We start from the raw sequence: 11,844 nt of genomic DNA, 5'->3' as shown, positions 1-11,844 counted from the left end.
AGCTGGAGGACGTCGCTGACGGTGTCCAGGCGGCCGGCGTCCACCCGGCCGGTGCGGTGGTCCTCGCGGCGGGCGGGGAGCGGCGGACGCGGACGCCGACGGCCCCCGTACCGCGCGGGGCTCGCCCGCGTGGTCTCGGCCCGTCGCCTGGCAGGCTGTCCGCGGAGCGTGGGCTCGGCCTGTCGCCCTGCACTCCGTCCGGGGGAGGTGGACTCCGTCTGCTCCCAACTGATCTGCTGCCTAGGAGAGTTACCCGTGCGGACCTCCCTCGTCCTGCTCTCGGCCCGACTGCTCGACCCCGTCACCGGCCGGTACCTGCCGCACACCGCGCTCGCCGCAGCCGGCGGACACATCACCGCTCTCGGCGACGACCCCGGGATCCGTGCGCTCGCGGACGCCTCCACCACGGTGATCGACCTGAAGGGCGCGGTCGTCACCCCCGGCCTGGTCGACGGCCACATCCACCCCGTCTCCGGCGCCGAACGCACCCACGGCCTGGACCTGTCCGGCTGCACGGACGTGCCGCAGGTGCGCGAAGCCCTGGCCCGCGCGGTACGCGAACTCGCCCCCGGCGCCTGGCTGCACGGGTGGGGCCTGGACCCCAACGTCTTCGCCGGGCACCCGGTCGAGACCGCCCCCTTCGACGCCGTACTGGACGGCGTGCCGGCCCTGTTGCTCCTCTTCGACGCGCACTCCACGCTGGCCGGCCGGCGCGCGCTGGAACTCGCCGGCGTCGACGGGCCGCGCACCTTCGACCAGGCCACCGCCGAGGTGGTGTGCGACGCCGACGGCCGCCCCACCGGACTGCTGCTGGAGGACGCCGCCTGCGAACTGGTCGAGCGTGTCGCCCCGCGGCCCGGTCGGCAGGAGCGCCGCGACCGGCTGGCCGCCGCGCTGCGTGCCATGTCGGCCGCGGGCCTGACCGGCGGCCATGTGATGGACGCGGGCGGCGACAGCCTCGCCTTCTACGGCGAACTCGACGCGGCCGGGGACCTGCCGCTGCGGCTGCGCGTCGCCCCGTGGTGCCGGCCCGGCACCGACGCCGACGGAATACGCGCCCTGATCGCCGGGCAGGGCCGGGGCGGGCGGCTGTGGCGGACCGCGGGCGTGAAGATCTTCATGGACGGCACGATCGACAACGGCACCGCCTGGCTGGAACAGCCCGACTGCCACGGCGAGTCCCGGCACGCCTTCTGGCCGGACCCCGAGGAGTACACGCGCGTGGTCGGTCGACTCCACCGCGCGGGGGTGCCGGTGGCGACCCACGCCATCGGGGACGCGGCCGTACGGCATGTGCTCGACGCTGTGGAGAAGGCGCGCGGCGAGGGCGGGGCCGCGGGCCGGGACGAGGGCGGGCTTGCGGTCGGCGCGGGGGGCGGGCGGCCCGTCGCGGCCGGGGCCCCGGTGCGGCACCGCGTCGAGCACATCGAGACCGTGCCCGACGCCACCCTGCGCCGCTTCGCCGAACTGGGCGTCATCGCCTCCATGCAGCCCACCCACTGCTGCGACTTCACCCGCGCCGACCACACCGACAACTGGTCCGTCCGCCTGGGCGAGGAGCGTGCCGCACGCGCGTGGCGGTGCCGCGACCTGTACGACTCCGGAGCCGTGGTCGTCCTCGGCTCCGACTGGCCCATCGCGCCCTACCCGCCGCTCGGCGTCATGGCGGGCGCCCGCCACCGCCGCCCGACCCGCGACCTGACCCGGCCGCCGCACGGCCCGGACCAGGCACTCACCGCCCTGCAAGCACTCCAGGGCATGACCGTCAACGCCGCCTGGGCGGCAGGCGAGGAGCACCACGCCGGGCGCATCCAGGTCGGCCACCGCGCCGACCTGACCGTCTTCGCCGACGACCCGCTGACCACGAAGGCGACCGAACTCCCCGAACTTCCGGTTCTGTTGGCCGTAGTCGACGGGACGCCGACTCACCGGGACCCGAGCGTGTGAGGGCCGCCGGCGACGCGGCTGTCGTTATCGCAGCGCCCGCGCGATCCGGTCGAAGACCGGGCCGAGTCTCCAGTAGGCGCTGTGGGACACCGGGAAGGGCTGGCGGCTGCGCACCTCGTGGTCGGTGACCCTGCTGTCGCCGGCGAAGACGGGCTCGGCGAGGTAGGCGAGCAGGTCCTTGCGGTCGTAGATGTTGAGCCAGTGCGGGAAACCGGCGGGCAGCGCGGCCCCGGGCCCGAGACCGGCGAGCGCGCCGAGCTCGTGCAGGAAGGGTGCCTGCGAGCCGACGGTGACCAGGAGCCTTACGGGCAGCGGGGATTGGCGTGCGGCGGCCAGGGCGAGGGTGTCCACCAGGGCGATGCCGCCGAGGCTGTGGCCGATGACGACCGGTGGCTCGGGGCTGCGGCCGATCACCTTCTCCAGATGGGTGCGCAGGGGCTCGCCGCGCGACTGGTAGCGCAGGATGTCGCCGATCTCGGAGGCCGTCTCGTGGGTGAAGTCCCCGCGCCAGCGGTCGCGTGCGGCTTGGGTGGTCATGCGCTGCGCCAGCTTGAACAGCACGCCGAGGGTGGCGGTCACGACACCCCGGCCCGTGCCGCCGAGCCGGTCACTGAGGAGGTCCACGAGCCGGTCCCGTTCGTCGCCGGTGCACAGCGTGGTGTCGCGGGCCTCGGCGAGCAGGACGGCGACGACGGCACGGCTGCTGAGGAGGACGAGTTCGGCGGCGACCGCGTCGTCCTCGGTGGCGAGGCACGCGTCCTGGAACTCCTCGGAGTCCGACACGGCGTCCAGGGCGTACCGGTAGCCGTCGGCCAGCCCGGTCTCCCGGAGCAGTACGGCCAGTTCGTCGCCCGGATCGAGGTCGCGGGGCAGTCCCCGCAGCAGGTCGCCCACCGCCTCCCCGGCGGACCGCACCCCGGGCGGGCCGAACCCGCCGTCCTCGGCGCCGGTACGGATCTCGGCGAGCACCCGGAGTTCGCAGAACGGGTCGGTCAGGAGCAGCAGCCACTCGGCTGTCCCGGTGTCGTCGTCGATGTCCGCCGGAGCGAGGGGTTCGGTCCCGGGCACGGAGGCGCCGCCGGCGCTCAGCTCGGCGCCGAACTCGTCCCCCCAGTAGCAGGGTTCGACCTCCGCCCCCGGGAACCTCTCCCACAACCCCGTACTCACCTGCCGGAACAGCTCGTCGAACCGCTCCCGCCGGACACCGGTGCCGTGAACAAAGACGAACCGCATGCGTCCCCCGCCCCCAACGTGGCTGTGCGGTAGGAGAATAGTCCTCGCCGACGGATCGTCGCAGCAGGACGGCAGGCGCCGACGGGCGACGCGGGGAGGTCGGTCAGGCCGTCGTCCTCATGGCGGCCAGCGGCACCTCGCACGCGGCGGAGTAGCCCTGCGACGTGATCCCGTGAGCCGTGTTGTTCCTGGTCGACATGTTGGCGAAGGCGATGATCGCGGTGAGTTCGACCATCGCCGCCGGGCCGAGCCGGTCCAGCAGGCCCGCGTACAGCTCGTCGGTGACCGTGGGCGGGGTGTTCGTCATGGCCTCGGCGTACTCCAGCACGTCCCGCTCCAGCGGCGTGAACACCTGCGACTCCCGCCACCGCGGCACCTGGCTCGCCTTGTCGAGGTCCAGGTTCTGGTGCAGTGCCTGGAAGTAGTTGATGTCGAGGCACCAGCTGCACCCGACCTGCGCCGCTACCGCCATGTGCGCGAACGTCTTGAGACTCTCGTCGGCCATGTCCCACGCGTTCGCCCTGGCCCCGAGCTCCGCGGCGTCCTCGGCGACCTTCGGCTGGTGCGCCGACACCTCCCACGGCTCGGGCACGGCCCCGAACTGCTCGACCAGACTCGCGCGGACCTCGGCGGGAAGGTCGGCCTTGGCAATGCGCAGCGTCATCGTGTTCTCCTTGTACGTCTGCTTGCGTGACGCCATGGAGACACCGCCGGGCCCGGATTTGTGACATCGGTGATTCGCCGGCGCTCGTGGAGAGGCGTTCAAATCGCCTTCCAGAAAAGGCAGTTCGGCGGGTGCCGACGGGATCAGCGAGTGGCGCGGTACGCGGCCTCGATGTACCGGACGACGGTGTCCGGGCGGGACATCATCACGACGTGCGAGGCACCCTCGGCCTCGACGACCTCGCTGCCCGCGCGCTCGGCCATGAAGCGCTGCGCGGCGGCCGGGATGACCCGGTCGGCGGTCGCGACGACGTACCAGGACGGCACGGTCTTCCACGCCGGTACGCCACTGGTTCCGCTCAAGCCGCCTACGCTGCCCGGCCGTTGGGCCGTCGCCATGATCCGGGTCTGCGAGCGGGGCAGGTCCTGGGCGAAGACGTCGTGGAACTTGGCGGGGTCGGTGTAGCCGTCCAGGCCGGGCTCGGCGCCGGGGATCGGGTAGGGACGCCCGACGAGGGCGGCCTGCAGTCGGCTGCCGGGGAACTGGCCCGCCAGCTGGAGCGCGCTTTCCCCCTCGTCGGGCGCGAAGGCGGCGACGTAGACGAGGGCCTTGACACCGGCATGGCCGCGTCCGGCGTTGGTGATGACCTCGCCGCCGTAGGAGTGGCCGACGAGGATGACGGGCCCGGGGATCGTGTCGATCACGCTGCGGACGTACGCCGAGTCCCCGGCCAGGTCCCGCAGCGGGTTGGCCGGGGCGATCACCGGGAAGCCGGACCTGAGCAGCCGGGCGGTGACGGCGCTCCAGCCGGAGGCGTCGGCGAACACCCCGTGGACCAGGACGACGGTCGGTCGGGCGCCGGAGCCCGTGCGGGAGCCGGCCGAGGCCGGAGCGGCGGTGCCGACGGTGAGGGCACCGCCCGCGGCGAGCATTCCGCCGAGGACGCGACGGCGGGGATGACGTGCGGAAGCCATGCGGGTTTCCTTCCGGGATCAGGAGTGCGGGACGTCGAGCGAGGAGCCGCTTCCGGTGCGTGTCCCTGATGCCGTGCGGGGCGCCCGCGCGGACCTTGGCGAAGCGTTCTCGATCCGGGCTGCCGACGCCTTGAAGCGACTCCGGAAGGGAGCTTGGCACCGGCGTCCACGGCCGCCTTTCCCGTGCGTGCCAGGCCCTGGTCCCTGGGTGCACGGCCTCCGCGATGTCAGCCGATACGGTGCACCAGCTGGTCGGTCAGCTCGTACCGCGCTCCCACGACGGCGAGTTCACCGGCCGACACCTTGGCCGCGAGGTCCGGTTCCGCGGTGAGGCGGTCGCGGACCAGTCGTATGTTGGCGTCGATCGTCGCGTCGGTGCGGGCGTCGCCCTCCTTGGTGTGGTCGATGGCCGGGGCGATCTGGTCGGCCAGGTACTGGATGTGGGCGGGCAGCTTCTCGCCGCTCCCCTCGGCCTCGACCGCGGCGCGTACGGCACCGCAGGACTGGTGCCCGAGCACCAGCACCAGGGGGATGCCGAGTTCGAGCACGCCGTACGCGACGCTGCCCAGCACGGCCTCGTCCAGGACCTCACCGCCGCTGCGGACGGTGAGCAGGTCCCCGGGGCCCTGGTCGAAGACGAGTTCCGGGGGGACACGGGAGTCGATGCAGCCGAGCACCACCGCGAACGGGTGCTGTCCGGAGACCAGTTCCTGACGGATCGTGCGCGTCTCGTGCGGGTGCCTCTGCCGGAAGGCACGCCAACGCGCGTTGCCCGCCGCGAGTTCACGCAGGGCCTCCTCGGGGGTGGCCGGCCGGGGCCGGTTCGGTGCGGCGGTCGCGGGGGCCGCGGTGCCGACGGCGAGGCCGGCGCCGAGGGCGGCGGCTCCGGTGAGTGCGCCGCGCAGCAGGGAGCGGCGGGCAGGCTTGGGCTCGGCGGGGCGCGGGGCACCCGCAGGGGAATCTGAGTTCACGGACAGAACGTACGTCCGGGAGTGTGAACCGCTGCCCGCCCTACGGAATCGTGGACGGGACGTGAACCGTCCATGGGGGAGTGTTGATCGGCTCTTGGGGTGAGCCTTGGGGGAGCCGTGACGTGAGTCTTTTGACGAGCGGCGAGGCGGCAGGTGCTGGAAGGTCAGCTCAGGCAAGCGGCGGCGATGGCGCGCGCGCAGTCGAGGGACTCGGTGCGGGTGGTGTCCACCTCCAGGTCGTAGACCACGCCCTCGTGCACCAGATCCGCCTGCGACCCGGCCATCCCCGGCGTGCGATCCCCGCGCGCGATCTCCCGGCCCGCCGCGACGGCGGCATCGCAGCGAACGCCGACCCACAGCACCTCCACGCCGACCAGCGCCTTCCGCCACCGCTGCTGGGACGCCGCCCCGCCGAGGAAGACGTCGTCGACGACGATCCGGGCACCGGCGCGGGCCATCGCCGCGATGCCCTCCATCCAGGCCGCTTCGAGCGCCCTGAAGTCGGCCCCGACACTCACTCCGCCATCCGCGGCGAACGTGATGCCCTCGTCCGAGGCTCGCATCCTCGCGGGCAGGGCGTCGACGAACCCGTCGACCCCGAACGCCGGCCACGGATCGGGCAGTACGGCCTGAAGGCAGCGCACGATCCCGGACTTTCCCGAGCTGGAGCCACCGTTGAGAATGATCAGCTGTGTCGTCACCGTGCCAGAGTAGGGGCGGCCGGCGCCTCACCACCCTGGGTCATACGCGTAGCGACAGGCGGCCGTACGGGAATGATCACGGCTCCAGGATTGGTTGACCCGTCACGCATGCCCGTCCGCCGACCAAGAAGGTGCACTCCGTGGCAACGACGCCGGCCCCTCCACTCGCCGCCCCACCCCGACTGATCGCCACGGACCTCGACGGCACGCTGCTGCGCGGTGACGGCACGCTGTCCCCGCGTACCAAGGCCGCCCTGGCGGCGGTCGAACAGGCCGGAATCCGCGTCGTGCTGGTGACGGGACGTCCGTCACGATCGGTCCATGTGCTGCTGGAGACCATCGGACCGCACTACGTCATCGCCGCCAATGGTGCCGCCGTACACGCCCCCGACGGAACCCTGGAACACCTCTCGCCGATCCCGCCCCCCGCGGCGGCACAGCTCGTGGCCCGCGTGCGCGCCGCGGTCCCCGGCGTCTCCTTCTCCGTGGAGTACGACCAGGACTTCGGCCACGAGCCGGACTATCCGAGCTGGTCGTACGGCGAGGGCGCCGTCGAGCTCGTCGGTACGGCGGAGGCCCTGGTGACCCGTACCCCGGCCAGACCCCTGCTGAAGATCCTCGCCCACCACCCGGCACTCCCGCTCGACGACTTCTACGCGCGGGCACTGCACGCCGCCGGCACCAGTGCCGAGACCACCCACTCCACCGGCCTGTCGCTCGTGGAGTTCAGCGCATCCGGCGTCACGAAGGCGAGCACCCTGATCGAGTGGAGCGGCCGGCTCGGCATCGCGAGCGACGAGATCGCCGCGTTCGGCGACATGCCCAACGACCTGCCCATGCTCACCGCCGTGGGCCGCTCCTACGCGGTGGCCAACGCCCATCCGGAAGTCCTGGCCACCGCACGTCACCGCACCTCCTCCAACGACGAGGACGGCGTCGCCCGGATACTCGAAGGGTTCATCGACGCGCTCGTCCCGTGAAAGGGAACCCATGCACGCGGATGACCCCATGAACGCGGATGCCCCCACCATCACCCACGACCCCACCGCCACCCACGACCCCGGCCGCTTCCCCGCCGGCCGCCCCTTGCTCATTCGCGGCGCCACCGTCGTGACCATGGACACCGGTCAGGGAGTCCTGCCGGGCACCGACGTCCTGACAACAGGCAGCACCGTCACGGCGGTTGGCGCGAACCTGTCCGCACCGCACGACACCGCGGTCATCGAAGCGCACGGCGCGCTCCTGATCCCGGGCTTCGTCGACACCCACCGCCACATGTGGCAGTCGGCCCTGCGCGGGCTCGGCGCCGACTGGACCCTGACGAACTACATGGACGCGTTGGGGCAGTTACTGCCGCACTTCCGCCCCGAGGACGTCTACGCCGGCAACCACCTCGGCATGGTCGAGGCGGTGGCGGACGGTGTCACCACCGTCGTGGACTGGTCCCACGGCTGCTCCACCCCCGCCCATGCCGACGCGGCGGTGGACGCGCTGATGTCCGTGCCCGGCCGGGCACGATGGGCGTACGGCCGTATCGGCACCGATCTCTCCTGGGTCACCGACGGGGAGGTGGACCGGATCCGGGCGGCGCGGTTCCCCGGCGACGACCAACTGGTCACCATGCAAGTGGCGTTGGACCTGCCACCGGACCTGTCCGCCGCGGACGCCGCCCTGGCTCACGCGGCGAAGCAGGCGCTCCCCGTGACCACCCATGCGGGCGTCTTCGGCATCGTCGGCGACGCGGCCGTCACCCACCTCGCCCGCCAAGGCGCCCTGAGCCCCAGCACGACACTCGTCCACGCCGCCTCCCTGAGCGACGACTCCTACCGCCGAATCGCCGACAGCGGCGCCCACTTGTCCCTGTCGGCGGAGAGCGAGCTGAACGCGGGCCAGGGCTATCCGCCCACCGGAACCGCCCGTCGCTTCGGTATTCCGCTCTCCCTGTCCATGGACACCGTGGTGTGGTGGAGCGGTGACATGTTCTCCGCGATGAGGTCGACGCTCAGCGCCGAACGCGGCCTGGTCTTCCTCCAGGCGCACGCGCGCGGGGAGCAGGTGAGCAGCCATGACTTGCGCGCCGCCGACGTCCTGCGCTACGCGACCCTCGGCGGGGCCGAAGCCCTCGGCCTGGCCGAGCGGATCGGCTCCATCACCCCCGGCAAGTGCGCCGACCTCGTCCTGCTCCGCGCGGACACCCCGTCGATGACACCGGTGAACAACCCCGTCGGACACCTGGTCTTCCAGGCCGGACGGGGAGACATCGACACGGTCGTCGTCAACGGCCGGGTGCTCAAACACCGCGGGAAGCTGATCGGCGTCGACCTCGCCCGCGCCCGCCGACAGGCCGAGGCCTCGCGCGACCACCTGCGTGACGCGGTAGGGGAAGCGGCATGGCGCCACCTCGTCGATCCGCCCGGCGCTAGAGGCTGACCGCCACCCGCAGCGGCGCCCGGAACGACAGCAGCCCCAGCATCGGGCCGCCCGCCACCGGCCGTGCCCCCGGCAGGCGGCGTGCCGCCGCGGCAAGGGCCACCGCCGCCTCCGTACGCGCCAGGGAAGCGCCCGGACAGCGGTGGCGGCCGACGCCGAAGGCCAGGTGGCGGCGGATGTTCCCCCGCTGTGGGCACATCCGCTCCGGACCGTCGAAGACCTCCGGGTCCGATCCGCTGCCCAGGAGCATCAGGAGCAGCTGCGCCCCCTCCGGCAGGTCCACTCCGCCCAGCTCGACCGGGCGCGCGGTGACCCTGCGCCAGGTGGTCACCGGTGGCTCACGCCGCAGTACCTCCTCCACCCAGCCCTGCGCCAGGCCCTCCTCGGACGCGACGCGGGCCCACATCCCCGGCTCGGTCAGCGCATGGCGCAGCACGGTGGCGATGAGCTGGCCCGTGGTGGACTGCCCGGCGATGAAGACGAAGAAGCACGCGGCGACGGCGGTCGGCACGTCGAGCCGTTCGCCGTCGGGCAGGCGGTGGTCGATCAGTGCCCGGACGAAGGAGCCGGGCCGGGCCGCCCCGCCCGCCACCGTCCCGGTCAGCCAGTGGTGGAACTCGCCGACCAGCTCCGCCAGTTCGAGTTGACGCTTCGGAGTGGGGCGGCCCCAGAACAGCTCCAGCGAGGCGTCACTCCAGCGGATCAGCGTCGCCGTCGGGACGCCCTCGATGCCGAGCAGCTCCATCAGCACCCGGCACGGCAGCACTTGGGCGAAGGACGTGAACAGATCGCAGCTGCCCGAGGAGGGCAGGGCGTCGAGCAGGTCGTCGGCGATGCGCTCGATCACCGGCACGGCTGCGGTCACGCGCTGCGCGTTGAAGAACCGGGTGACCACCCGGCGCAGTCCCGGATGGCTGACGGTGCCGTTGTTCGCCAGGGCGGGCGGGAGGTTGAAGCCCGCCCGGGCGAGCACCCGGAGCACGCCGAACGGCAGGGGGGTGACCGCGTGCTGGGCGTTGTCCGGCAGGAAGTCGTCCGGGGCGAGCAGGACACGGCGTACGTCCCGGTAGCGGCTGACCAGCCACAGCCCGGTACCGGCATCGAAGTGCACCGGCGCCTCGACCCGCAACGACTGAAGCCACGGGTACGGGTCGCGGGTGAAGTCGTCGCCGAACAGGTCCAGCGCATCGAGTACGGGGGCGGATGCGCCCGGAGCCGGGGAAGTCACGGCCGGGACGCTAACACGTGCCCGCCAGCCCACCGCGCCGGTGTGCGCGGCATCACTTACGGCACCCCGAGCAGCAGGCCTGGCGGAGCTTCGTGCGCCTCCAGGAGCGGCTCGGCGGCCGGCTGGCCCGGCAGCTCCAGTCGGACGCCAAGCTGTCGGCCGCCGAGCCATCGAGGCGGCCGCCCCGCTGCACGTCGAGGCGGTACGCGCACTGTTCCTCGACCACGTCACCCCGGCGGAGCTGAGGACACTGGCGCGGATCTCCGAGCGGGTCGTCGCACACCTCGACGAGGAACCGGCGTGACGGTGGCCGGCCACAAGGACCGAACAGCCGGTCACAAGGACCGAACAAGGGGGAGATGGGCCCGGTGAGCACGTACTCTCCGCCCGCGAGGTCCCGCTCGGCGGCCCGCGCGCGACGACCGTACGGCGCACCCTGCCCCAGCGCGCGCGGAGCCTGATCGGCGCCTGGTGCTTCGCCGACCACTACGGCCCCGACGACGTCGCCGCGACCGACGGCATGCGGGTCCCGCCGCATCCGCACACCGGTCTGCAGACGGTCAGCTGGCTGTTCAGCGGGGAGATGGAGCACCGCGACAGCCTCGGCTCGCACGCCTTCGTCCGGCCCGGCGAGATGAACCTCATGACGGGCGGCTACGGCATCGCCCACTCGGAGGTCTCGACGCCCCGCACCACCGTCCTGCACGGCGTGCAGCTCTGGGTCGCCCTGCCCGAGGAGCACCGCAACACCGCGCGCGCCTTCCAGCACCACGTCCCCGAACCCCTCTTCGTCGACGGCGCCGAGATCATCCTCGCGCCGCGTGCCACGGTCACCCTCGCCGTCGACCCCGGCTTCGAGCACGGCCTGCTCGTGGACTGCGGAGACGTCCGCGTGGCCGACACACCGCTCCACCGGGCGGAGCTGGGGTACGTCCACCCAGGAGTCGACGCCCTCACTCTGGTCAACGAGTCGGAGGAGCCGGCGCGGACCGTCCTGCTCGGCGGAGTGCCGTTCGAGGAGGAGATCGTCATGCGGTGGAACTTCGTCGGCCGCAGTCACGACGACATCGCCCGCGCCCGCGAGGAGTGGGAAGCCTCCTCCGACCGTTTCGGCGAGGTGGCGGGCTACCCCGGCGACCGGCTCCCCGCGCCGGAACCCCTCGCGCCACTGACCGCCGTACCCCCGGAATACGACCGCACGGGCCCACGTTGGCGCACATGGTTGATGCATCAACCTCATCGATGCGAGGACTGAGGACATGACGACCGAGCGTTTCAACGAGTACGCCGCCCACGACGGAGTCGCGCCCGACCGCTGGGCCAGCGCCCTGCACCTGTTCGACAACGGCGTCGGCGTCCCGCACGAGGAGACGGTCCTCGAGCGCTGGGAAAGGGCTCAACTCCTCTTCGAGGCCAAGGACTACATCGGCGCCGCCCGCCTCCTCGCCGATGTCGTCGAGGAGGTCCCGGAGCAGACCGGCCCCCGCCTCCTGCTGGCCCGCGCCTATTACCACTCGGCCCAACTGGGGCGGGCCGAGGAGCAGTTGCGCCGGATCATCGACCGCGACCCGGTCGAGCACTACGCCCACCTGATGCTGGGCCGCACCCTGGAGCGCCAGGGCCGTCGCGAGGAGGCGGCGCCCTGGCTGCGGATGGCGGCCGCGTTCGCGGGCGAACTGCCCGCGGAGGACTGAGC

10 protein-coding genes and 1 pseudogene are annotated in these 11,844 nt (G+C 72.7%); 5 read left to right on the top strand and 6 right to left on the bottom strand.

From position 1 onward, the window contains the following. Window positions 1–255 precede the first annotated feature (255 nt). On the top strand, window positions 256–1,947 hold the full coding sequence (locus tag ACWD1Z_RS12875; protein WP_451118108.1) for an amidohydrolase: 1,692 nt from the start codon (window positions 256–258) through the stop codon (window positions 1,945–1,947). Between the two features lie 24 nt (window positions 1,948–1,971). On the opposite strand, the gene ACWD1Z_RS12870 is transcribed toward ACWD1Z_RS12875, so the two are convergent. From ACWD1Z_RS12870 to cpt, 5 genes are all read right to left on the bottom strand, one after another. After that, window positions 1,972–3,180, bottom strand: a complete 1,209-nt coding sequence (locus ACWD1Z_RS12870; RefSeq protein WP_451118106.1) for a hypothetical protein — start codon at window positions 3,178–3,180, stop codon at window positions 1,972–1,974. A gap of 103 nt (window positions 3,181–3,283) precedes the next feature. Further along, on the bottom strand, window positions 3,284–3,844 hold the full coding sequence (locus ACWD1Z_RS12865) for a carboxymuconolactone decarboxylase family protein (RefSeq protein ID WP_451118468.1): 561 nt from the start codon (window positions 3,842–3,844) through the stop codon (window positions 3,284–3,286). Between the two features lie 143 nt (window positions 3,845–3,987). Beyond that, window positions 3,988–4,818 (bottom strand): alpha/beta fold hydrolase, encoded by an 831-nt coding sequence (locus ACWD1Z_RS12860; protein ID WP_451118104.1) that lies wholly within the window; start codon window positions 4,816–4,818, stop codon window positions 3,988–3,990. A 227-nt stretch (window positions 4,819–5,045) separates the two neighbouring features. Then, window positions 5,046–5,789: a carbonic anhydrase gene (locus ACWD1Z_RS12855; RefSeq protein WP_451118102.1), complete on the bottom strand. Its 744-nt coding sequence runs from the start codon at window positions 5,787–5,789 to the stop codon at window positions 5,046–5,048. Between the two features lie 164 nt (window positions 5,790–5,953). Beyond that, window positions 5,954–6,490 carry a chloramphenicol phosphotransferase CPT gene (gene cpt / locus ACWD1Z_RS12850; protein ID WP_451118100.1) on the bottom strand — a complete coding sequence of 179 codons (537 nt, stop codon included), beginning with the start codon at window positions 6,488–6,490 and terminating at the stop codon, window positions 5,954–5,956. A gap of 140 nt (window positions 6,491–6,630) precedes the next feature. Between cpt and ACWD1Z_RS12845 the strand changes: the two genes are divergently transcribed. Both ACWD1Z_RS12845 and ACWD1Z_RS12840 read left to right on the top strand, forming a co-directional pair. After that, window positions 6,631–7,470: an HAD family hydrolase gene (locus ACWD1Z_RS12845; protein ID WP_451118098.1), complete on the top strand. Its 840-nt coding sequence runs from the start codon at window positions 6,631–6,633 to the stop codon at window positions 7,468–7,470. Between the two features lie 28 nt (window positions 7,471–7,498). After that, the gene (locus tag ACWD1Z_RS12840) at window positions 7,499–8,920 is read left to right on the top strand and encodes an amidohydrolase family protein (RefSeq protein ID WP_451118096.1); all 1,422 of its coding nucleotides are present in this window, start codon (window positions 7,499–7,501) and stop codon (window positions 8,918–8,920) included. Here the strand turns inward: ACWD1Z_RS12840 and ACWD1Z_RS12835 are convergent. Beyond that, on the bottom strand, window positions 8,910–10,148 hold the full coding sequence (locus ACWD1Z_RS12835; RefSeq protein WP_451118094.1) for a cytochrome P450: 1,239 nt from the start codon (window positions 10,146–10,148) through the stop codon (window positions 8,910–8,912). The two genes, ACWD1Z_RS12840 and ACWD1Z_RS12835, sit on opposite strands and share 11 nt — an antisense overlap. Before the next feature lie 346 nt (window positions 10,149–10,494). On the opposite strand from ACWD1Z_RS12835, the pseudogene ACWD1Z_RS12830 reads away from it, so the two are divergent. Both ACWD1Z_RS12830 and ACWD1Z_RS12825 read left to right on the top strand, forming a co-directional pair. Further along, window positions 10,495–11,403, top strand: a pseudogene (locus tag ACWD1Z_RS12830) (pirin family protein); the annotation flags it as partial. A gap of 4 nt (window positions 11,404–11,407) precedes the next feature. Continuing rightward, the gene (locus ACWD1Z_RS12825; protein WP_451118092.1) at window positions 11,408–11,842 is read left to right on the top strand and encodes a tetratricopeptide repeat protein; all 435 of its coding nucleotides are present in this window, start codon (window positions 11,408–11,410) and stop codon (window positions 11,840–11,842) included. Window positions 11,843–11,844 lie beyond the last annotated feature (2 nt).

This window comes from Streptomyces sp. NPDC002784 (genome assembly GCF_053592135.1).
This window is presented reverse-complemented; position numbering and strand designations above follow the sequence as displayed.